Origin of the sequence: Sporosarcina sp. P7, assembly GCF_002743425.1 — a bacterium.
In the GTDB taxonomy this organism is placed as follows: Bacteria; Bacillota; Bacilli; order Bacillales_A; family Planococcaceae; genus Sporosarcina.
Map to the genome: position 1 here is coordinate 30,406 of NZ_PDZF01000010.1, position 23,010 is coordinate 53,415.

The window sequence follows — 23,010 nt, forward strand, 5'->3', positions numbered from 1 at the left end:
ACCCGTATCTCCATAAGAACAGCATGTTACCTATGCCGATGAAGTTTTTCAGCCCGTGGCCAAATGAAGTAGGAGAGTGAGATCACGATATCAAGGCCTACAATGAGCATCCAAAGCTTCAACATTTGAGATAATGCTTCCGTTTTGTTGGCATTTCCAATTAGGTAAATCATTGCAAACAAGAATCCGCCACCGATGATAAACGCTAGTACATGTTGCAACGCACCTTTCACGGAATGGCGTGCATGCGCATATCCTGTTTTCTTCGCAGGTTTTGTGCCTTGCTTCTTGACGTAGTAAAGAAAACATTCATCCGCCCAGCGAATCATACTTTTTCCGAATGCAATCGATACCCCGAGATAAATCGCCGCAATGGCATGAACTTGAGTGGCAATAGCGCCGTTATAAAGATCAGTCGCCGTGACGACTAGCAATAGTAAATCGATGACTGGTGTTAACGCTAGAAAAAATAAGCCGAGCCGTTTTTTATTAAATACATATCGTGTAATGAGACCAGCAAGAATAACGACCCAAAAACCTATTTCACAAGCAATAATCGTCCAAGCAATGAAATCCATTCATTCACCTCTTTTACTAGAGTGATATTGGTTATGCGTATCATAGCATAAACATTCCGAGTTGTTTGGGGACCTGGTACCATTTAATGTTTGAATACCTATCTTCTACTATACTTCATCACACTAGCCGAAAGTATAAAGAAAATGATGGTGGTTAGTAGGAGATACACGACACTGACTAATGGAGAGATTTGCCATCCATTTACTTTGAAAAACACGCCCATATTCAACTGAAAGCTTTCTTTCATCTCAATGGGTGCTTGAGCGAAGGCTTCAGCCATAGGAGCGTCCATGAGAATTTGACGAAGCAAAGCAGCGATATGGGATATGGGGAAAAGGTGTATCATATTTTGTAAGTAGGCAGGTAAGGTGCCGATTGGAATGTAGATGCCTGTTAGAAAACCGATCAATGTACCGATTACTGTGCTAGCCGCGGCGAACGCATTGGAGGTTTTAAAGAATATGACGAGTAGAGAGATCATGGAACCAGCAGTCAAAACGGCTAGAAATATGACGCTTACTGATTGAATGATTTGTGTAAATGAAAGTACCGGCTCCCCAGTGGCAAAAAGCATAGCATTTGCTACAAGAAGAGTCATAATGCACATCAGGAATCCTATGGAGAGTGAGCTAATGATATAGCCACCGAGTAATACGGATTGTTTAATTGGCGTGACACGGAAATCTTTATAGGCATTGGTTGCTTGGTCGTTTACCATCACACTGAATGCGCCTAATGTGGTCGTTACACTCGTAACCGTGACGACCCCGGCGATAATCCAAGACAGCAAGAGCCAATGCTTCGCTGGAAAGTCCGGCACTCCATCCGCGATCAAATCACCAAGAAAGAATACATAGAGTGCAATCAAGATGAACACAGCTAGCAATGAGAAGAATACTGCAGACTTATCTCGAAAATAGAGTAGTAAATTTCTTTTGGCGAAAACTAGCATCGTCTACACACCCTCTCGATCATGAATACGGATAAAGACATCATCCAAGCTAGATTTTCGTACTTCAAAAGACGAAATAAGCGATTGGTATTTATGTAGTATAGGAATGGCTGCTAGCGTATTCGGTAAATCGATCGTGTACCCGCCAGTTTCTTCTTGAAATAGCACATGATCATGTAGAAACTGCGTACGCAGTGCTGTGTGATCGGTTGTCGTAATAAATAAGCGATCAGCAGAGTATTGCTGTTTTAAATCTATTGGAGTTCCTTTGGCGATAATCCGTCCTTCTTTTATCACTATAACGAAATCCGAATTCGCAGCCTCTTCTATATAATGTGTCGTCAGAAAAACGGTCATGCCATGTTCTTTTTGTAAGTGTCCGATCATTTTCCAGATTTGCTGACGACTTTGTGGATCGAGTCCTGTTGTCGGTTCATCGAGCAGCAAAATTTTGGGTTGATGGAGAAGGGCACGTGCGATATCGACTCTTCGCTTCTGGCCACCAGATAATTTGCCGTATCGTCGTTTCAAGATGGAATGAATATCTACAATTTCAGCGCATCGCTGTATGGCCGCTAGTATTTCTTGCTTCGCCATTCCATATAATTGTGCACGAATGGCCAAGTTCTCTTGCACAGACAATAGCGGATCTAACAAGCTTTCTTGGAATACGACTCCGATTTCTTTTCGAATTAATTCATTCTCTTTGCCAACCGTCAATCCGTTGACCGTTACGGAGCCGCTGTCCGGTTGGAGCACGGTTAAAATAATAGAAATCACGGTAGATTTACCGGCACCGTTCGTTCCGAGAAATGAGAATAGACTGCCTTTTGTCACGTAGAAATTCAACTCGTCAACTGCTTTCACGTGACCGAAAGATTTACTGACATTCTCCACTTCAATGATCGTCTCCATCCCGTTTCCTCCTCTGCAAGATCATATGATTTATTTTCATCTCGTCTGCTTTATTGTGTAAATAAATCAGTGAAATAACAGATCCATACGCAATAAGCCCCACCAGTACGGCCATCACTACGTTATACAGCCCGAAAGGATATAAGTTGAAAAATGCACTCGCTACGATCATCACTGTCATGACACAGCTAGCTTCTACTGCATATACCCACACTGGATTCTCTAGTGGCAATAGATGCGATAGCCAAATGAGAACCGTAATGACGATGGAAATGAGTAGTATGGAAAGAGTCATCTTTTCTGTCAGTGGAGGGAAGATCCCAAGTAACCTAAATAAAGAGTAGACGATCGTGCTGAATGTAAATGCGAAGCAAGCCCCGCTTATATAAAGTAAAAGATTTTTCAACTGGATCACCTCATCCTAGGAAATGCTTTCGAAATATTTTTGCGTAGTGTCGATTCACGATGACCATTTCACCGTTTTCTAAGGTGGCTTTAAATCGCCCATTCAATAACGCACGCACATTTTCTATTTTGGATGTATTGACCATCATATGTTTGCTGACTCGTAGAAATCGCGTGTTTTTCAATTGATTCTCAAATTCATAAAGCTTCAGTTCGCTTTCATAGACGTCTCCCAGTGTGTATAAAAAGCATGCATTATCCACTGTTTCGATATATAAAACATCACTGGATTGTATCGAATGCACAGCGTCATCTTTTGTAACTGTAAAGCTATACATCATTTGGTTGATCTGCTGGATAAGCCGGGATAAGCGTTCATCCACTTCAGGACATTTAATAGTGATTTCAATCTCCTGAAATTCATTGGATTCTTCAATTTTCAGCCGGACGGTCATCACCTCTAGTTAGTCTTCATGGCTGAATCGTATCACGCTCATGAAAATCGAACAATAGCTTTTACAGTGACCTGCATATAGAAGGGGCTTAGTTGCATGAAGAGCTGTTGTGGTTCAAATGATTGGTGAATGAATTGGACAATCAATATTCGTTCAGAAAGTCGTCAAGGCAACGTACGGTGTTATATATTCATTGTTTTCATTCGAAAATGAAAGAAGTCAAAGGGGAAGATGGGATGTTTGCGGCTGGACGAAAAAATATGCATTAAATAGATCAGTATAAGATAGAAACGCTCGGACTGCGGGGATGGTGTTAATGGAAAATGCCGGAGCAGAAAGTGGCTGATGAGCAGTTGCGACTAGCTGAGGATAGGCGCGATGTTAAGGTTCATTTTGAGGTATATATTTGAAGTGCTTTTTTGCATTTTAAGTACGCGTTTTCTAAACAATGAAAGTACTTATACAAGCTGTGAGGTAGGTGTTACATTCGGTTGTGCAACATAACGCTTAATAATAAACACAAAATATCTCTTAAAGTGACAGATTTTCTTGGAAACGAAAGGGTTTAGGAGTATAAAATGCCTACAACGAAAAATAAATAACAAACTATATTTCCTGCACCTTAGTATGAAATTGTTATTAGTTAAATATATATAAATGGCCGTCCATTAAGTTACTTTGACGCATTTCTTTACTCCTGAATTCATATATACTATTTCTTGGTATCAAATGATGCTATAAAAATAGTATAGGAGAATTAACATGGCTAGGAATTTTATTAAGAATACGTTGGTATATGTGATTATTTTCTCATTAGTATTTTCACTTATTCCATTCGGAAATTTTGTTGCAAGTGCAGAAAAAATAAATGAAAGGAATATTGTTAAAAAAGAACCAATTGAAGTAATAAAAAAGCGTACTGCAACGTCGAAAACATTTGATAATTTTGATAATACTTATTCAACTGAGATTTCACAACAGCCCATTCATTTTAAGGATGATAATGGAGAATGGAAAGAAATTGATAACAAATTAATAGAGAAAAAGAATAATAAAATACAAAATACAGCAAATGAATTTACGGTAGAGTTTGATGAGACGATATCGGAAAGTAATGCAATATTTTCAATCATCAATGAAAATATTGAAATTAATTTGGGGTTAGTTGGAACAAAAGATGATAACAAGAAAAATAATATTCAAGCGTTTATAAATAAAGTTACGGGTTCAATAAATGAAAATACAATTACTTATGCAAATGTATTAGACAATGCAGATGTTGTGTATACAGTGGGGGCAGACCGTGTAAAAGAAGATATTATTTATTCGGAAAAACCTGAACAGGGTATGCCTGAGGTATTTACCTATCAAGTCTCTCTGAACGGACTAGAGGTGCAACAGATTGAGCAAGCCATTTATTTAATAGACCCAGCGACACAGGAGAAGAAGTATATAATTGAAGCACCCTATATGTATGATTCGTATATTCCGGAAGGCTTTATCCATAACGAATTTATATCTTCAATTCCAGAGGAAGCCAAATCATATAACATAAAATTACAATCACGAGTTGAAGATGGACAACTATTCATCGATTTAATTCCTGATGCAACATGGATAAATGATGAAAAACGTCAATATCCAATTACAATTGACCCAACAATTATTCGTTTGCAAGGCGAAGCAAGTACAGTTGATACAACAATTCGAAGCGCGTTCCCAACTCAAACTGGTGGTAATGATAACGAATTAGGAATTGGAACGGCGAAAGATGGGAATATCGTTCGAAGCTTATTAAAATTCGATTTATCCGCTATTCCATCAGCTACAACTATTGTATCGGCCGATTTAAACTTATGGTTTACTTCTACTAATAGTGCATCTCCAATTGATATCAATTTGCAGAAAATCACGAAAGCGTGGGAAGAAAACGAAGCATCTTGGACATATAGTGAGAGTACTCCGTTTACAAGATGGGTTACGGCAGGGGGGGACTATGCGGGTACTAAGTTATCGACTGTTTCAGGACTCACTTCACCACCTATTCTTAATGACGCTTTAATCAACTGGCATGTTCCCATCAGTGTGGTACAAACATGGCTAACAGATTCAACTACCAATCATGGGTTTTTATTAAAGAGCACAAACGAAAATACAAAAATCTATAAAAAGTTTGCAAGTAGCGAGCAAGAAGTACCCGATCAATATAAGCCCCAGCTTGTCATCACTTATAAAACAACAGCTCGTTTAGGGGTGGAAGATTATTGGGACTATGCTTCACATGAATTAGTGGATGGTACAAATTATGTAAACTTAACGACGCTAAACAATATCCTACAATATTCAGACCTCTCGATAATAGGCTATGCGGGCTTTGGTTTCGATTTTACCCGGACTTACAATAGTAAAGACTATGAAAAATCAGCATTTGGTTACGGATGGACATTTACAGGAGATGAAAAAATCTTCATTAATACCGGTGGTGACAACAGTAAGTTGCAATATAAAGATGCTGATGGTACTATCCACGTGTTTTCATATGATGCAAAATATGGTGGATATCATGCACCTACTGGTAATTTTGAAAAATTAAAAAAAGTAAACGATAGTACTTATGTAATGACAGATCCTTATGGCTATAAAACAACATTTATCGTCCGTGAATCTACAAAGGATACAGATGTGCAGGTAGCGTATATTACAAAACAAGAAGATCGAAATAGCAATACGATAAATTATGATTATGACGGAAACAATCGGTTATTAGCTATCTATACTGGTTTAGGAAATGAGCTTGGTAAGAAACTAACATTTAGTTACAATAGTTCAGGTCTCATTAGCCAAGCGAAATATAACGATCAAGAAATTAATTATGGGTATACAACAAGTGGGTATTTAAATTCTGTCAGTGTCAAAAAAACGTCTGAAACTAGAGCAATAACACAGTTTGAATACACAAATAACCGGATTTCAGCAGTGGTCGATGCTAATGGCAATCGGATGAGTTTCGCATATACGATTAATGCAGATTTAGAAAGTGTCACAGAGCCGTCCGTCAGTGGAACAGCTTCGAAAACCGTGTATACTTTAGATCGTGTCAATGCAATGGCGACAGTAACAAATCCCGAAGGAGAAGTAACACGTTATTCTGTCGATGATAATTATGTGATTAATCGTGCATTGCTCTCTTCAGGAGAAGATATTTCCTATAAATTTAATCATAATTATCAAATTCTTGAAGAGACAACATCTGTAGATGGGCAAGCCTCAACTATAAAGAATACTTATGATTCAAACGGGAATTTATTAACTACCACAGATGCAGAAAATAACGTACAAACTAATACCTATACCACTTATCGAAATATTGAGTCCTATACGGATTCCACAGGTGCGGTTTCAACGTATAAGTATGATAATGTAAATGGAAATTTACTAGAAAGCAAAATACCTTCTAAAGAAGGCTTATCTTTTACAACGACGTATCGGTATGACTCAAATGGTGAGTTAATCAAAATGATCACCTCAGATGGCGTGGAAGAGACCTATACAACGGATTATACTGGATCACCAATTAGAAAAACGACGACACATAAAGATGCATTTAACATCATAACGAAAACGGAAACAGATATTAATGGCAATGTTGTTCGATCAATGGATGGAAAATCGAAATTCACAAATTTTAATTATAATTTAAAAAATGAATTAACTGCTTTAACAGCAAACAATCAAACTACTAACTATTTGTATGATAGAAATGGAAATCTAGTAAATGTAAAAAATCCACTAGGCTATCATACAAACTACAGCTATAATGGGCAAAATCAAATCACCTCGGAGATGAATGCAGAAGGCAAAGTAACAACCTATGTCTATAATGCAAATGGTGATTTAACGGAGATTAAAAAAGCAGATAAGCAGACAATCCAATACGGTACGGATGACGTTAATAACCTTTCCACAGTATCCGTAAACGATGTTGAGAAGTTCAAAACAAGAATGGAAGGCACAGATACCGTTGTGGAAGATAAAACATCACAATCATCTGTTCGCTATCAATTCTACGACAACGATTTGCTTCAAACAATTAAATTTAATGAACAATCTACAAATGCCATTCATTATACGTATTATGGCAATGAATCTATCGCTAAGATTATGTATGGCAGCACTGCAATTGAACGTCAGGTTGATAATGCTCAAAACATGACAGCCCTGAAGTTGAATGGTGAAACCCAAGTCGGCTTTACGTATAATAATAATGGCTTGGTAAAGAATGTAAATTATAAAGACGATGCTGCTATTATTACAAAAGACTATAAAAATGAAACACGACTAAGTCAAGAATCGTTCTCTACCAACAATTCACTATGGAAAACATTTACTTATGGTTATGATGCAAATCATAATATAACCTCCATTAGTAGTGGGAATAGCAATGTAGCTTACACGTATGATGCCCTAAACCAACTTGAAAGTGAAATATACTCTGATGCGGAGATTTACTATACGTATGACGCAGCGGGCAACCGAACTTCCAAAAAAATAATAAAAAACGGATTACCAACAACGGTAAACTATTCGTTCAATAAGACAAATCAATTAAAGAGAGTGAATGGTCAAGAATATGAATTAGATGCAAATGGCAACCTCATCAATGACGGTAAATTTCGTTATGAGTGGAACACCTTTGATCAATTGACGAAAGTATTGACTACTGGAGGCAATCTTATTGCGGAGTACCGCTACGATGACCAAGGTAGACGGGTGTTTTCAAATACGTCTAGTGGCGAAACATATTACCGTTATAACGGAACATCCAACCAAGTATTATTTGAAGAAGATGCAAGTGGCAACATTACAAAATCCTTCACATACGACGATAACGGCAACCCATTGACAATGACCTACCAGGGTGCAACCTATTATTACCTCACAAACTACCGTGGAGATGTCCTCGCGCTTGTGAACAAATCAGGAGAAAGAGTCGCAACTTACACATACGATGCGTGGGGGAATATTTTAACGCAAAGTGGTAGTGAAATCGCAACAATCAACCCATATCGTTACGCAGGTTACCGTTATGATGAAGATACGAAGTTATACTATCTAATGGCTCGTTATTATAATCCAGATACAGGGGTATTCCTATCACTTGATCCCGTACGTGGGGATATAATGAACCCTATCACGATGAATGGGTATAATTATGGGGATAGTAATCCGGTGATGAATGTGGATCCGGATGGAGAATTTAGTATACGAACTTCTGTATTAATAGGGGCAATTAATGCTCTAATAGTCTCAATACCTGGTCTATATGCAATAAATAACCTAATTAAACAAGGAAAGAAAGTACAGGTTCATAAATTATTGAACGGTAAGAAAATCGTTCTTGGAGTAGAGTTGAAAAAGTATTTTAGTAGATTGGGTTTGAAAGTGGCGCTGGCTACGACAGTGGCAAGTGTAATTGTAAATACATTGTTAGGAGCTTTTAATTCCTCAGTTGGCACTATAGTAGTTTGGGGCTTAAAAAAATATTTCTTTAAATCGTATACTATCAAAGCTAAAAAATACATCTACTGGGGACCAAAAGTAAACGTTGAATATATTAATTTTAGTAAAAGAAAATAGAAAAGAGATGTAATAATGGTAGTATGGCAACAATTCATCCTGGTTGGAATTGCATTAGTGCTGTTAATAGAGTTATTATTATCAATATTTAAAAGATCAGGTGGAAATTTAATTTTAAAAAAGAAATTTATATTTTTTCTTTTTATTAGTAGTTTAATTAGTACACTCATTAACCCAGCATTGCAGATAATCTATTTAGAAGTGCACATATTGGTAATATTATTTCTTTGTGTTGCACTAATTAAATTTAAGAATGGAGAAGCTATTAAATTTACCTTACTAATGCTCGGTTTCTTACTTTTCATTCTTATCGGTATGTATCTGGTGTATCCATTTTTTCTTTAGATATTATCACTGGTGAGTATATGCCATGATTATGGGTATCTGGTCCGGGTCATTAACGCAGCGACAACTGCCGAGGAACGGTAAAAGATGCTGAATTATACAAAGACCGACCGGGTGGATCTGAATGCCATTGTCCAGTCCATCTTGCAGGGAAAGGAGGTAAACTTTAATAAATGTCAGGAGAAAATCAAACAAATAACATTGTAGAAAATTCATTATTAATTGTTGTACCTTATGAATTTGTAATTAGTAAAACTGATTTATCTTGGAAAGAATTATATTTTGGGACCAAGTGCGGATTTATTAAACCTGATGCGGCAATCGAAAAAGCTGTTAAACTCATTTCTCAAGAAGAAAAGATTTCAACTTCATTATTAGACTTAGGAAGCTTGTTTAAACATGAAGTATCATTAGTAGAACCATATTTAGTAGAATTAGCAGAACAAGAACCAGTACAAGATATAAATTACATTAAAGAAAAGTGGTTGTATCTTATACTAAGCTGGCTATTCAAACATAAAGAACAATACACTATCTTACATGCGGAAGTACCTTATTTACTGCACGATTCATATGAAAAGGTGTCTGTAATATGGGAGGATTTCGATAGACCAGTTGTTCTTGAAGATCTCTTTGGTGAAAATTATATTAATGCTCCAACGTATTTCATAATAAATAATGAATCACGCGACTTAACAAATTTTGATGAATTGTGGGAAAGTTTTTTAAATACACAAGAAAAACGCTTTTTATCTTCGCCGATTTTATAATTAAGCGAGACACCAAAAAATACATGTCCTACACCCATCTTACTAAAACAGAGCAGGTTTTCACAGAAGAATATCATTTTTTTGGTCATTCTGGACGAACAATTGCTAGAAATAAAGCGTGGTCACGAAGTGATTTATCGAGTTATTAAACAGCTTAAAAAAGGCTTTACTGCACTTGAAATTTACCTTCGATATCAAGAGAATAAATCAAATTGTGGACGCCACCACATTGAATTACCTTCTTCTGAAATTGACTATATCAATGAAAAAGTTCGTCAAGATTGGACACCAGATGTGATCATTGGACGAAATGAAAAGCCCATATCTTGCAGTGTAAGCACGCTGTATTAACTGTTTAAGCCAGGTGTGTTCAATTAAGAAGTCCTTCCAATGAAGGGCAAACGAAAACCAAACTGTCATTAAAAAAGAAAAGTAAATTAGGTTTTTAGACGCATAATTATTGATAAAGATAGTGGAAATCCACCAAAAATAATTTGAACATCTTGAAGAGACATTAGATCAACAAAAAAAGTGCCAGGTACTCACACAATTTCGAGTTGTTCCAGTACCTGGTGTTTTTTACGATGCAGAAATTTACTATACGTATAATACAGCAGACAATCAAACGCTAAAATAATGTTAAACAACGGATTACCAACAACTGTAAACTATTCGTTCAATAAGGCAAATCAATTAAAGAGCGTGAATGGTCAAGCATTTGAAGTAGATGCAAATGGCAACCTCCGTAATGATGGTAAATTCCGCTACGAATGGAACGCCTTTGACCAACTAACGAAAGTAGCGACTAGTGGAGGCAATAATATTGCGGAGTACCGCTACGATGATCAAGGTAGACGCGTGTATTCAAATACGTCTAATGGCGAAACATATTACCGTTATAACGGAACATCCAATCAAGTATTATTTGAAGAAACTGCAAGTGGCAATATCACAAAGGCATACACATACGATGATAACGGTTATCCATTGACAATGACTTACCAAGGTGAAACGTATTATTATCTAACAAACTACCGTGGTGATGTCCACGCGCTTGTGAACGAATCAGGTGAAAGAGTAGCGACTTACACATACGATGCGTGGGGGAATATTTTAACTCAATCTGGCCCGAGGGCTTCTGAAAACCCTTATCGCTATGCAGGATATCGTTATGATGAAGAAACAAAATTGTATTACCTAATGGCGCGTTATTATAATCCAGATACAGGGGTATTCTTATCACTTGACCCTGTACGTGGAGATACAATGAATCCTATCACGATGAATGGGTATAATTATGCAGATAACAACCCGGTGATGATGATCGATTCAGACGGAAAATCTGCAGCCGCTGTCTTAGGTAGTGGGTTAGCTATACCAGGTATAGGATGGGTATCTGCAGGAATCTTTATAGCGGTAGTAGGTAGCGCCTGGCTAATAGCGAAGTACGGTATTCCATGGGCGAAAAATAAATACAAAAACTGGTATTTTGTTAGTAAAGATATTAAGGGTTGGAATGTTAGAGTTGAAGAGCACCATGGGAAATTACATGCCCATTGGAAAAAGGGTGGAAAAAAAGGATCTGTAAATAAAGATGGTAGCGCACATCATAAGGGAGAATCAACATCGCCACCTAAAGAAATTAAAGACTTTTTAAAACAAAGAGGTTTTAAAGTAAAATAAAAATGTTGAATTGATTAAGCATATAGGGAGGGATAGTTATCTTGAAGAAATTCCGAGGAAAAAAGCGATACTTCCGTAACTTGTTACGAGAGTCAATGTTGGAGCAATATGATTTAGATTTTGGACAAGAAGGTTGGTTTGATTTATGGCATACCCATCTCGATTTTTCTGGACTAGGAAATAATAGCTTGAGGATAAGAAGAGAACATATAAAAGCTTATATATCTTTATATGAAGATATAATAGACAAACTTGAGCTATTTGCCCAGCCATATCAATCCTGGATTGAGTTAGCTGATAAGGAAACTGAACAAGATGCAGTTTATATCCATACTAAGAATCCTAACAGTGATAATTTTCCATTAAAAATAAATGGTTTAACATGGGATATATGTAATCCTAATTATTTAGAAGGATTAATAGACCCAAGCGAATTTAATGTTGGTCAATATAAAGATGAATTCGAGACATATTATATAATTCAATCTAAAAAGGCAAATGGAGCTTATAACTTAACTTAGACAGTTCACTTTCTATTCGAATATCTTTAAGTAATGCTGATTTATTTCTTAGTATGAATACTTAAATAGAACAGCATGGGCCTTTACCCAGAAGCCCGCATTAGCTTTTACAGATAGTATAACTACAGGATGGCAATCTCATACTGCTACGGTGGCAACTACAAGTAGTTACAAAAGGTATGCGAATGGTGGTTTTTCTCACGATAATAAAGTGAGGGTTGATAATTCCAGTGTTGCAGGCACTCAAGCTCAAATAGATTTACAAAATGAACCTGGCAGACACTACTTCAGGTAAATTAGTTATGTGGATTACAAATGAAAATGTATATAGACCTGATTTGTTTAAAAACGGTACAATGGATTTTGAGATAATTGAAAACCAAAGTTTATTTTGTATAGGACATGATGGTGAATCGCTACTTATTTTAACGAATGATAAAAATTTCCAAAACCACGATACGTTAATAAAAACATTCCCTAGCAATACGACTTTTTCAATTGAAGATTAATTAACAATGCAATAAAGCACCAGGTACTCACACAATTTCGAGTTATTCCACTACCTGGTATTTTTCACTATGCAGAGATTCACTATACGTATGATACAGCAGACAATCAAACGCTAAAATAACGAACACATTGTTTCTTATATAAGAAAATGCCTCAGAGAATCGACCAGTAGATTCTCTGAGGTATTTTCTAATTCTTTATTTGTATGAATAGTAGGGAAAAACACGTGCGGCCAGTCAAAAGTCATAGTATAGTAGTTTTATTGCGGACTGTTTTTCTGGAAAATAAAGTAATGATAGTGAGTGGATATATTGCCATTATAAAAACATCAATTTGTGAAATGGATATATTAATTTCTTTATGTAAGAAAGGTGCGCTTATGAAAGTGAATAATCGAACAAAGAAAGAGCAAAAACTCGCGAATGAAGTGACTGCTTTCATTATTTTAGTTTCTGGAGTTATTGGCTGGTTTATGACGGAATCCTTAAAAGGTGTAGGAATGGCGGTCGGAGTGGGTTTCGTAGTCTTACTAGCTTTCGGAGTATGGCGCACTACTTGTCGCAAGAAACGTATGAATGTCTCAAGTATTGAAGAAATAGATAACATGACAGGTAGACAATTTGAAGAATATGTCGGTACACTGTTTTCAGGTTTTGGATACGATGTAACGTATACTCCTACAACTGGAGATTACGGTGCCGATTTACTATTGAAAAAGGAAAAAGAAGTCATTGTTGTCCAAGCGAAGCGTTATAAAAGGTCAGTGGGTGTGAAAGCTGTGCAAGAAGTTCTGCCCGCTGTTAAATTTTACAAAGCCAATGCGGCATGGGTGATTACGAATAGTACCTACACTAAACAGGCACTCATGTTGGCCAAGCATAATGATGTCCGGATGATTGATCGCGAGGCGTTGATTAGGTTGAGTATTCAGATGAAAAAAGAGACTCGAAAATCGAACTGAAATGGCAAACCGTAATGTAAAGACTTTATAGAGTAGATACCCTACCAGTACTTTGTGCTAGTAGGGTATTTTAATTTCATTATGTTATCGTAAAGAAGCAGCGATGGTTGAACACTGTGCTAAAGCAATAATTTCCTAGTCATTCAGTAAAGACTTATACTTAAGGAAACAACGTAGCGCATAAAGGAGTGAAGCACGATGCAAAGTTATATCGTTATGCAAGGACGTACATACGATGAAGAGAAAGAATTAGGTGTGCTTTGGTCATTGCAGCAAGACAGTATAGGCAATGTTCATCATTTTTGGGAACGGATGAAAGAAGTGCGTGAAGGAGATCGTATCTTTCATTATGTAAAAGGGGATATTGTCGCAATAAGTGTAGCGAAGTCAAGTTACCGCGAGGAGCGAAAGCCGTCTGCGATTCCCTTGGCAGACAGTGAAGACGCCAAAGGGTACTTAGTGGAAGTGGAGTATCACGAACTCGATAAACCATTGACGATTGCGGATTGTTTCCATGAACTTTTACCACTATTGCCGATTAAGTATTCTGCATTTCAAGAGAACGGCAATGGAAATCAAGGCTATCTTTATCCGTGCAATGAAGAACTGACTTGTAAATTGGTTGAGTTGATTGCGGATTTAAATATTTACGAAATCGATGAAGAACAATTGGAGTTCGTCATGGGGACCGTTCAGAAGACGGAGCATGATTTTCTCATTCCGGTACTTGCTGAAACCGAATCGGAAACGAAAACGAAAGTGCGACTGGGCCATCAGCGATTCCGCCATGAACTTATGCAACTATGGAATGATCAGTGCGCTCTATGCGATATCAAGCTACCGGAATTATTGCAAGCTAGCTATGCTAAACCATGGAAAGATTGCACGAATAACGAGCGCATCGATCCGAACAACGGCATTCTTCTCTGTCGCAATCATGATGCTCTCTATCATAACGGCTTCATTGCGTTTGACGGAACAGGCAAGATTCATATTTCATCTAGAATTCCTGAAGGGGATTACGAGACGTATGGATTGCATAGCAAGATGAGAGTGAACCGAACGGAGAAGAACAAGCCGTATTTAAAATGGCATAAGAAGCATATGTTTAAGGAATAGATCTAAACGCTCTAGTTTCGGTTAAATCACCATACTTCACCGATCGCCTTGCAAAACTTGGTGAGTTTACCCTCTTTTTGTAGTATGATGCATAGAGAGTGTGAATTCGATAACATAGTGTGCGGAGGTACGACATGAATTATGGGGATCCGTTAAGAGATAAAAACATAGAACGAGATACGACAATTTATAATAGTGAAGGTTTTGACAGACGCGGCTTTAATAAGTTTGGTTTTGATCGTCATGGGTTTAATGAACAAGGATTTAATGCCAGTGGTTTTGATAAGTATGGCTTTGATGCACAGGGCTTTGACAAAAACGGCTATAATAATCAAGGGTATGACAAAGAAGGGTTTAGGGCAACGGGTTATAATAAAGCGGGCTTTGATCGAACGGGTTATGACCGTTATGGTTATGACGCAGACGGGTATAATAAAAGCGGTTATAACGTCCAAGGGTATGACAAAGAAGGCTATAAAGTGGATGGTTTCAATCGACAGGGCTTTCACAAGAATGGCTATAACAGAGACGGTTACGACGTCCATGGCTTCAACCGTGCGGGTTTTAATAAGCAAGGGTATGATAAATACGGCTTCAATAAATACGGTGTGAGTGCCCAAGGGTATGGAACGGATGGATTTAATAAGTTAGGCTACGATAAGAACGGTTTTAATCGCCAAGGCTATAATAAATTCGGCTATGACAAAAGAGGTTTCAATCGTGATCGCAAGCATATGAACGGTACGATGTATGACGGCAAAGGCTTTGATTTTCAAGGCGTTCATTTAAATAACAGTCCGTTTGATGATCACGGCTTTGATCAAGCAGGCTTTGATGCACAAGGTTTCAATAAAAGAGGATACAACCGTGAAGGCTTTACACGCGACGGCGCACATATTAGTGAAAAGACGTATGATGAAGAAGGTTATGATCAGCACGGTTACAATCGTGACGGTTTTGACCGGGCAGGATACGATACATCGGGCTTGAATTCGCTTGGCTATGATTCGGAAGGCTATGATGCCCAAGGTTTCAATAAACATGGTATGGATCGTGAAGGCTATAATCGTGATGGTTTTAATAAAGCAGGCGTCGATCGAGAAGGTTTCGGGAAGAATGGTCGAAATCGACAAGGGTATGATAAAAAAGGTTTTAATCTACAAGGTTATGATAAGAACGGTTTTAATAAAGAAGGCTACAACCGATTCGGTTATGATCGATATGGTTTCAATCGGGATGGCAAACATGCCAATGGTACGAAATATGATACAAAAGGATTCGACTGCAATGGCTTCACTCCTCAAGGACTCCATCGAAATGGAACGGACCGGGATGATCAGGGGTATGATAAGTCGGGCTATGATGCGGACCGCTATGACCGAAAAGGCTTTAATAAACTCGGCTACGATAAACGTGGTTATGATAAATACGGTTATGATAAATCTGGATTTAGAGCGGGTTCGAAGTAAGAGAATTCCTTAGTAAAGGAAAACACCTGGCAAGTTAGAGAGTCACTCTAGCATGCCAGGTGTTTTGCGTTTATTCGTTACAACGTACACAAATACTCTTCTAACCACTGATCGGCTTCTTCTTTCGATGAAACTTCTCCATTTAGCTGACTCACTTCCAACTGTAGTAAAATCTTAGAGAATGTTGGACCTGGCTTGAGTCCCGCTTTTACTAAATCGCCACCGTTCAAATAAATTTGAAGTGTGTTGCGATTATATAAATACGCAATGACAGATTCCTGATAAGGCACATGATCAGCTACTAGAATAAACAAGATGGCTTCATCGGAGAAGTTATGCAAAAACAGATGGTAGTCTCCAGTTTGTGTGGATTCTTTCCATTGTTCATGTCGTTGTAATTCCATGACTTCTTCCAATAGCTTTTTCCTGTTTTTCCGCAACGTGAATTTCTCTGCGGCATACAAACTATTATTACAATAGAATGGTAGTAAAAAGTAATTGAACCAACTAGGTTTTTCACTGATCTTCAAATTGGAAATCTTTCGTACTTGTTCGTTGTAAAGTTGTTCTAAACTTTCAGCTGTAACGACTGAAGCATCCAGCTGTTTTTCGTTTACACCGAATTGTTGCCAAACATTCAAGTTGAACAGGCGTCGAATGACTTCTTGCGGCTTACCTTCCGTAAATAAACGGATCATCTCTTCGTTAATGCGTTGTGGTGACAAGTGGATTACTTTGTCGATCGACTCGAGTGCCAGTTTTTCTGTCTGTTCGTCCATCGAAAATTCGAAACGTTGTTCAAAGCGAACCGCTCGGAAAATGCGGGTAGGGTCTTCAACAAAACTCATATTATGCAGGATTTTGATTTTCTTCTCGCGTAGATCGTTCTGTCCGCCAAATGGATCAATCAATTCACCAAATGATTCAGCGTTTAGGCGAATGGCCATGGCATTGATCGTGAAATCACGTCGCTGCAAATCATCGCCAAGAACAGACGTCTCAATCTCGGGTAAAGCAGCAGGCTGTTCGTAATATTCGAGTCGAGACGACACGATATCAATCGATAAACCGGATGGCGTATTCCATGTCGCCGTGCCAAAGCTTTCATGTTCCATGACGTCACCGCCATACGTTTCCATCAATCTGTTGGACAGTTCAATTCCATTACCTTCCGCCACGATATCGATGTCGTAATTTGGCTTGTCCAATAAAATATCTCGTACAATCCCACCGATTAAATAAACAGGCATGTCGATGTGACTGGCTGTTTCTCCGATTTCTTTCAACTGCTGTAAAGCCTCTTCGGATAATTGCTTTTTCATTTTTTCAATCAGCTCATTAGAAGAGAGAGTGCTGGTTGCTTTTTTATCTGCCGTCATATCACTGTACAGCACTTGGATAATATTAGATCGAGTCACAATCCCAACGATTTCTCCATTCTCGATGACGGGCAACCGGCCAATGTTGTGTGTAATGACGAGTTCCTGAATTTCTTCGAGTGAAGCATCCGGTCCGATTGTGTAGAGTTTAGTCGTCATATACGCTTTGACAGGCGCATGACCAAGTCCATGGTGATTCGCTTTATCGAGATCGCGTCTAGTAATGAGACCGACTAGTTTTCCATTTTCAACGATAGGGTAGCCGGAGTGTCCGTAGCGATACATACGACGGCCAGCTTCTTCAATCGTCGTATCGGGAGTTAATGTTTTAACGGGAGAAGTCATCAACTCTTTTGCGGTAACCGCCGGGCGTAGTATCGTTTCCATGCTGCTAAGGATGTCTTCGAGAATTGCTTCCTTATTTCCTTTTTTCACCGTAGCGGAACCTGCGTGTTCGTGTCCGCCGCCCCCAAGCTTTTTTAGAATGGGTAGTAACGTGATTCGTTCTGAATTCGCACGGCCCACGACGCACACGGTGTTTTTCATTTTAACTACCGTAATCACCGCATCCGTTCCTTTAACGCTTAATACTTTCGTTGTAATTAAGGCTAGGCCGTTAACGAAACTATCCAATTCATGCGTGCTTACGGCAATCTCCAGACCGTCGACTTCATGAATTTCTGTATGTGTAAGTAGCTGATTCAATAAATCTTGCTGTTCGGATGTTAATGTTTCTTCTGCAAAACTACTGACCATTTCAAGGCTCATTCCTTGCTCGAGTAAATAGGTAGCTGCCTTCATGTCCCGGACGGTAGTGTTTGCATATGTAAATTTCCCTGTATCTGTATACAGGCCTAGTCCGAATAATGAAGCTTCAAAACTAGAAATAGCTATATTTTGTTTGCGTATTTCTTCAATAAGTAGAGTGACGGCAGCGCCAGTTAATTCCACGATGCCTTCATCATACTGCACGTCGTTTTCACCTTTTTGGTGATGGTCGTAGACGATGATTTTCCGTTTCGATGCATCGAAATCGTCAGGAAGTTTGCCTATTCTAGACAAAGATGCGACGTCGACGATAATCATTTCCGTTACTTGTTCCCAGTCTACCCGAGCGCTCGGCACCAAGTCGAAGACATCACGGTACATATTTAAGAAACGTTGAACGCGGCTTTCTAGCTTATCGGAAATAATTAGCTGTGCGTCGGGATACAATTTTTTTGCTGCAATCATCGATGCGAGCGCGTCGAAGTCTGTATTGACGTGTGAAGTAATAATTTGCACGGATCGTCCCCCCTGTTTGAAAGTTATTTAAAAGTATAAATAGAAAAGTAACCACCTTCTACGCTGACCCAGTGGAAGGTGGTTACTCTTTACGTTTGATTGCGTTTATAGGACTAGTTTATCATCATCGGCCAAAATGTTCAATTGGGTCTAGTATTTGGTACCTGCTTTATCCTATATACACACTTTCGCACGTACCAGCTTGCGGCTCATAGAAACAATGATTTTTATACTGGCCGGTAAACGGTTGCCCGTACCAAGTAGGGGGGCAGGGAGCATATGGATTAAAGTACCATAGCGCATATTGAGCGGGATGTTGTCGCCAGTTAGTTAAAGTTCGTTCAGCTAATCTTTTTTCAGATTCTCTTGCACGTTGATAAAACAAGTTTCCTTTTTGTACGGCTTCGAATGAATAATTATTACCTTGTATTTGGAAGATTACATCGTATATGGACCGCACATCATTGAAGTCCAAGCAGTCGGCTACTGCACGATTGACAATGACATTTCCGACATAGAGCATTCCTTGATTTCCTTCCGCTTCGGCTTCGGCTCTCATCATTCTAGCCATTAATGCGACATCTGAATCACGGTATTTGACTCTCGCCATAGTTTTCACCTCATTATAGTGTATGAGAACAAGTGGAAATGATGTTACATTTGGAGAAAAATCGAGGGAAATGCTTTGAAGAAAAAAACATGTTGATCGATGAGCTGATGATAGTCTGTCATCTCAAATAGTAGAGTGAAGGTTACTAGTTGGGGGAGTCGAGAATACGGATTTACACGATACATAGAACAGTTCATTTCTTCAATAGAAACGTCAATGCGAAGGAAGAAGTCTATTTCCACTAAGCTTTTATTTTGAACTGTTAGAAAATATAGTAAAATGGAAACGTTTACTATACAATTGTGGTAGAGCAGAATGAGGAGGTATGCAGATGCATGTTCCATTGGTTTTGACGCAATTTCTAGATCGGGCAGTGACGTTGTATGGAAATAAGGAAGCGATTTTTGGGGAAGAAGGACGCTCTTTTACATACGCACAGTTAAACGGCCGGGTGAATCAGTTATCACGCGGGTTACGTGACGTGGGTATTGAAAAAGGACATCACGTGGCGTATTTATGTGGCAATTCTATTGAAATGCTTGAAGGATTTTATGGACTCTATCAAGTAGGCGGCGTCATGGTGCCGTTGAATACACGATTAAAGCCTGAGGATTATGTATTCATCTTAAATCATAGTGAATCGAAGTTATTATTTGTAGACCAGGATTTATATCATCTCATTAAACCGATTGAGCACTCGCTCGATACGATAGAAAAGATTATTATTCACCATAAAGCTGATGATTTGCAAGCAGTTGATTACGATATGTGGCTCGAATCATTCTCTCCAGAATCATTTGACCGCGCAGATGTGCAAGAAGGGGATGTGTGTAGTTTACTTTATACGAGTGGCACGACAGGTAATCCAAAAGGCGTTATGCTAACGCATCGGAATAATTATTTGCATGCCATGAGTGCAATGCATCATTTGCGTGTGACCGATCATGATGTTCTCCTTCACGTGCTACCGATGTTCCATGTGAACGGCTGGGGGTCACCATTTTATTATACAGCGAACGGCGCTTCTCAAGTATGCTTACGTAAAACGTCACCACAGACTATTATCGAAGCGATTGAAAAACACAATGTGACGATCTTGCATATGGCACCGGCTGTATTGAATTTAATCTTCCAGTATTGCGAAGAACATAAGCCGACGTTCACTCATAAGATTCGAGTGATTGTTGCGGGCTCTGCTCCGCCACCGTCGTTCATCTCACGAGTCGAAAAAGAACTTGGATGGGAGTTTATTCAAGTGTACGGCATGACGGAAACGTCACCGTTAAGTTTGTTTTCTACGATTCGCTCGACGGTTCAACATTTGTCGGATGAGGAGCAGCTTCAGTTAAAAGCAAAAGCGGGCTATTCGATGATCGGTGTGGACGTTCGTTTACTTGACGACTACGGAGAAGACGTGGTGCAAGACGGTCAGCAAGTAGGTGAAATTGCGGTCCGTAGTCATGGAGTCATGAAAGGGTATTGGAAGAATAAAGAGGCGACTGATGAAGTGTTACGTAACGGCTATATGATGACGGGGGATATGGGGACGATGGATGAACACGGCTATGTCAATATCGTGGACCGAAAGAAAGACATTGTCATTAGTGGCGGTGAAAATATTTCTTCCATAGAAATCGAAGGTGTGCTCTATGACCATCCTGCTGTTTTAGACGCTGCGGTAATTGCTGTGCAGCATGAGAAGTGGGGAGAGACACCACATGCTTATATCGTATTGCGACGTGGTTCCGAAGCGACCGCGCAAGATCTTATAGACTTCACGAGATTGAAGCTAGCCCATTTTAAAGCGGTGACAGGTGTGACGTTTGTGGAGGAGCTTCCAAAAACGGCGTCAGGAAAGATCTTGAAAGTACAGCTCCGGGATGATTACTGGGATAAGCTAGGGGAAAAGGTCGTAAAGTGAATGAACCAAGTGGCGGCATTCTTTCGTTCTACTACGAGCGAAGGAGTGCTTTTTATGATGAAGAACTAGAAGAGTCACATCGGATTCTGAACAACAAAGAGTACCTGCAAAAATCTTTCTGAAAAAATTTGAAACTTTTTAAGGAATCCTCCGTCTATAGGGTGCGCAAATGATAATAGGGGGATTCACATGAAGAAAATATATAGTTGTCTGCTGTTACTTGCGAGCTTACTCCTATTTATAATGGGAAATGAAGCCAAGTGGAATTTGAATGAAGTGCCATTGTTCCATGAGCAACCAGCGACAGCTTTTGCGGAAACGATACAAAGTAAACCGTTCATTACCGAAAAAGAATTTGATCAAGTATTGACGCTGACAAACAATCAACCGATTTTTATGAAGCAAGAGAACCTTATCCGAATTGGTGAACTGCAAGCCAATCAAGCGGTTGCACTCATAGGAGAAGATGAAGAGTATTACGAAATTCGAGTAGGCAAGATGCCGGCTTTCATTCGTAAAGGTCAGGCAAAAGTAGAAAAGAACGTGATGAAAACACCTTTACATACAGAACAACTGGGTGCTGTAAAAACAGCCCAACAAACAGCCGTATATACAGAAGCGAATCTTGAAAGCACTGTTCTCATTCAATTAAGAAAAGGCTATCGCTATCCTGTCATAGAGGAAGAAAAGGACTGGTATGTTATCAAAATAGGTGAACGGGCTGGGTATATCCATAAGCCTTCAGTAGAAATGGATGAAGGTTTACCAGTACTGCTGTATCATCAAGTGCTACCCCGTAAACAGATGAAAACGGAGATTAGTACCGTTTCACTCGAGAACTTTAAAAAGCAGATGGCGTATTTGGCAGATGAGCAATTTACGACATTGACTTCACAACAGCTGTATGATTACTTGGAAGGCCGACTCATTGTGCCGGAGAAAGCATTAATTATTACATTTGATGATGGTTTATTGTCATCCAAAGAATATGCCTATCCTATCTTGAAACAATATGGCTTTACTTCGTCTCAGCATATTATTTCATCTCGTATGGATCGAGATAAAGACGGTCCACCATTTGACGGTGGGGGACTTCTGAAGTATTTGACTGTGGAAGACCTTATCGAAATGAAAGATGTATTTCAGTTCGAAGCCCATACATGTGCATTGCATGAACTAGGTAGAGAAAGTGGAGTAGGCTTAGTATTCGAACATACAGAACAAGAAATCATGGAAGACTTACAGAAGAATTTACAACACGTGCCTTCAGCCGTTTCCATCGCCTACCCATATGGACAATACAATGAAGAGTTCATCGCGGCGGCGAAAGATGTAGGATTACTGATCGGCTATACAACAGTCGAAGGTTATGCCAACAGGGATCAATCCAATTACGAAGTGAACCGCTTTGGCATGACAGAAAAAAGGTCATTTAAGGATTTTGCAACATATGTTGACGGAGACATGAGATGGCCATAGAAGAGAGTGACTAGCC

The 23,010-nt window shown here is 38.9% G+C and carries 17 protein-coding genes and 1 pseudogene; 11 read left to right on the top strand and 7 right to left on the bottom strand.

What is annotated here, in order from left to right; genetic code table 11:
• Nucleotides 1-26: 26 nt before the first annotated feature.
• From CSV60_RS10740 to CSV60_RS10760, 5 genes are all read right to left on the bottom strand, one after another.
• The gene (locus CSV60_RS10740) at nt 27-578 is read right to left on the bottom strand and encodes a hypothetical protein (RefSeq protein WP_099636990.1); all 552 of its coding nucleotides are present in this window, start codon (nt 576-578) and stop codon (nt 27-29) included.
• 98 nt (nt 579-676) lie between these two features.
• Nucleotides 677-1,531: an ABC transporter permease gene (locus CSV60_RS10745; RefSeq protein WP_099636991.1), complete on the bottom strand. Its 855-nt coding sequence runs from the start codon at nt 1,529-1,531 to the stop codon at nt 677-679.
• Nucleotides 1,532-1,534: 3 nt separating this feature from the next.
• A complete protein-coding gene (locus CSV60_RS10750; RefSeq protein ID WP_099636992.1) occupies nt 1,535-2,446 on the bottom strand; it encodes an ABC transporter ATP-binding protein in 912 nt (303 codons plus the stop codon).
• Complete coding sequence (locus tag CSV60_RS10755) at nt 2,430-2,852, bottom strand: DUF3021 family protein (protein WP_099636993.1); 423 nt, start codon at nt 2,850-2,852, stop codon at nt 2,430-2,432. The genes CSV60_RS10750 and CSV60_RS10755 overlap by 17 nt, the downstream gene beginning before the upstream one ends.
• A 10-nt stretch (nt 2,853-2,862) precedes the next feature.
• Nucleotides 2,863-3,306 (bottom strand): LytTR family DNA-binding domain-containing protein, encoded by a 444-nt coding sequence (locus CSV60_RS10760; RefSeq protein WP_099636994.1) that lies wholly within the window; start codon nt 3,304-3,306, stop codon nt 2,863-2,865.
• A 762-nt stretch (nt 3,307-4,068) separates the two neighbouring features.
• Between CSV60_RS10760 and CSV60_RS10765 the strand changes: the two genes are divergently transcribed.
• The 9 genes and pseudogenes from CSV60_RS10765 (at nt 4,069) to CSV60_RS15990 (ending at nt 16,321) form a co-directional block, all read left to right on the top strand.
• Nucleotides 4,069-8,943: a DNRLRE domain-containing protein gene (locus CSV60_RS10765; RefSeq protein WP_099636995.1), complete on the top strand. Its 4,875-nt coding sequence runs from the start codon at nt 4,069-4,071 to the stop codon at nt 8,941-8,943.
• A 518-nt stretch (nt 8,944-9,461) separates the two neighbouring features.
• On the top strand, nt 9,462-10,058 hold the full coding sequence (locus CSV60_RS10775; RefSeq protein ID WP_099636997.1) for a DUF2247 family protein: 597 nt from the start codon (nt 9,462-9,464) through the stop codon (nt 10,056-10,058).
• A 23-nt stretch (nt 10,059-10,081) separates the two neighbouring features.
• A pseudogene (locus CSV60_RS10780) lies at nt 10,082-10,433 on the top strand (transposase); the annotation flags it as partial.
• A 261-nt stretch (nt 10,434-10,694) separates the two neighbouring features.
• The gene (locus CSV60_RS10785) at nt 10,695-11,741 is read left to right on the top strand and encodes an RHS repeat domain-containing protein (protein ID WP_099636998.1); all 1,047 of its coding nucleotides are present in this window, start codon (nt 10,695-10,697) and stop codon (nt 11,739-11,741) included.
• Between the two features lie 41 nt (nt 11,742-11,782).
• Nucleotides 11,783-12,262, top strand: coding sequence for a hypothetical protein (locus tag CSV60_RS10790; RefSeq protein ID WP_099636999.1), 480 nt, complete (start codon nt 11,783-11,785; stop codon nt 12,260-12,262).
• A 266-nt stretch (nt 12,263-12,528) separates the two neighbouring features.
• Nucleotides 12,529-12,771 (top strand): hypothetical protein, encoded by a 243-nt coding sequence (locus tag CSV60_RS10795; protein WP_143565339.1) that lies wholly within the window; start codon nt 12,529-12,531, stop codon nt 12,769-12,771.
• A gap of 386 nt (nt 12,772-13,157) precedes the next feature.
• Complete coding sequence (locus tag CSV60_RS10800) at nt 13,158-13,733, top strand: restriction endonuclease (protein WP_233189604.1); 576 nt, start codon at nt 13,158-13,160, stop codon at nt 13,731-13,733.
• Between the two features lie 198 nt (nt 13,734-13,931).
• Nucleotides 13,932-14,852, top strand: a complete 921-nt coding sequence (locus CSV60_RS10805) for an HNH endonuclease (RefSeq protein ID WP_099637001.1) — start codon at nt 13,932-13,934, stop codon at nt 14,850-14,852.
• A 134-nt stretch (nt 14,853-14,986) separates the two neighbouring features.
• The gene (locus tag CSV60_RS15990) at nt 14,987-16,321 is read left to right on the top strand and encodes a hypothetical protein (RefSeq protein ID WP_199175270.1); all 1,335 of its coding nucleotides are present in this window, start codon (nt 14,987-14,989) and stop codon (nt 16,319-16,321) included.
• A 77-nt stretch (nt 16,322-16,398) separates the two neighbouring features.
• Here CSV60_RS15990 and CSV60_RS10820 read toward each other — a convergent pair whose 3' ends face one another.
• Nucleotides 16,399-18,984 carry a CBS domain-containing protein gene (locus CSV60_RS10820; protein ID WP_099637002.1) on the bottom strand — a complete coding sequence of 862 codons (2,586 nt, stop codon included), beginning with the start codon at nt 18,982-18,984 and terminating at the stop codon, nt 16,399-16,401.
• A gap of 169 nt (nt 18,985-19,153) precedes the next feature.
• Nucleotides 19,154-19,594, bottom strand: coding sequence for a cell wall hydrolase (locus CSV60_RS10825; protein WP_099637003.1), 441 nt, complete (start codon nt 19,592-19,594; stop codon nt 19,154-19,156).
• Nucleotides 19,595-19,925: 331 nt separating this feature from the next.
• Here CSV60_RS10825 and CSV60_RS10830 point away from each other — a divergent pair, with 331 nt between their 5' ends.
• Together CSV60_RS10830 and CSV60_RS10835 are read left to right on the top strand one after the other, a co-directional pair.
• Nucleotides 19,926-21,515, top strand: coding sequence for a long-chain-fatty-acid--CoA ligase (locus CSV60_RS10830; RefSeq protein ID WP_099637004.1), 1,590 nt, complete (start codon nt 19,926-19,928; stop codon nt 21,513-21,515).
• 189 nt (nt 21,516-21,704) lie between these two features.
• Entirely contained in the window at nt 21,705-22,994 is a 1,290-nt protein-coding gene (locus tag CSV60_RS10835; RefSeq protein WP_099637005.1) for a polysaccharide deacetylase family protein, read from the top strand.
• The last annotated feature ends 16 nt before the right edge of the window (nt 22,995-23,010 follow it).

Coding starts and splice junctions, on each gene's coding strand:
- CSV60_RS10805 (WP_099637001.1), top strand. CDS start 13,932: ATGCAAAGTTATATCGTTATGCAAGGACGTACATACGATGAAGAGAAA.
- CSV60_RS10830 (WP_099637004.1), top strand. CDS start 19,926: ATGCATGTTCCATTGGTTTTGACGCAATTTCTAGATCGGGCAGTGACG.
- CSV60_RS10835 (WP_099637005.1), top strand. CDS start 21,705: ATGAAGAAAATATATAGTTGTCTGCTGTTACTTGCGAGCTTACTCCTA.
- CSV60_RS15990 (WP_199175270.1), top strand. CDS start 14,987: ATGAATTATGGGGATCCGTTAAGAGATAAAAACATAGAACGAGATACG.
- CSV60_RS10760 (WP_099636994.1), bottom strand. CDS start 3,306: ATGACCGTCCGGCTGAAAATTGAAGAATCCAATGAATTTCAGGAGATT.
- CSV60_RS10775 (WP_099636997.1), top strand. CDS start 9,462: ATGTCAGGAGAAAATCAAACAAATAACATTGTAGAAAATTCATTATTA.
- CSV60_RS10745 (WP_099636991.1), bottom strand. CDS start 1,531: ATGCTAGTTTTCGCCAAAAGAAATTTACTACTCTATTTTCGAGATAAG.
- CSV60_RS10825 (WP_099637003.1), bottom strand. CDS start 19,594: ATGGCGAGAGTCAAATACCGTGATTCAGATGTCGCATTAATGGCTAGA.
- CSV60_RS10740 (WP_099636990.1), bottom strand. CDS start 578: ATGGATTTCATTGCTTGGACGATTATTGCTTGTGAAATAGGTTTTTGG.
- CSV60_RS10765 (WP_099636995.1), top strand. CDS start 4,069: ATGGCTAGGAATTTTATTAAGAATACGTTGGTATATGTGATTATTTTC.
- CSV60_RS10795 (WP_143565339.1), top strand. CDS start 12,529: ATGAACCTGGCAGACACTACTTCAGGTAAATTAGTTATGTGGATTACA.
- CSV60_RS10750 (WP_099636992.1), bottom strand. CDS start 2,446: ATGGAGACGATCATTGAAGTGGAGAATGTCAGTAAATCTTTCGGTCAC.
- CSV60_RS10785 (WP_099636998.1), top strand. CDS start 10,695: ATGTTAAACAACGGATTACCAACAACTGTAAACTATTCGTTCAATAAG.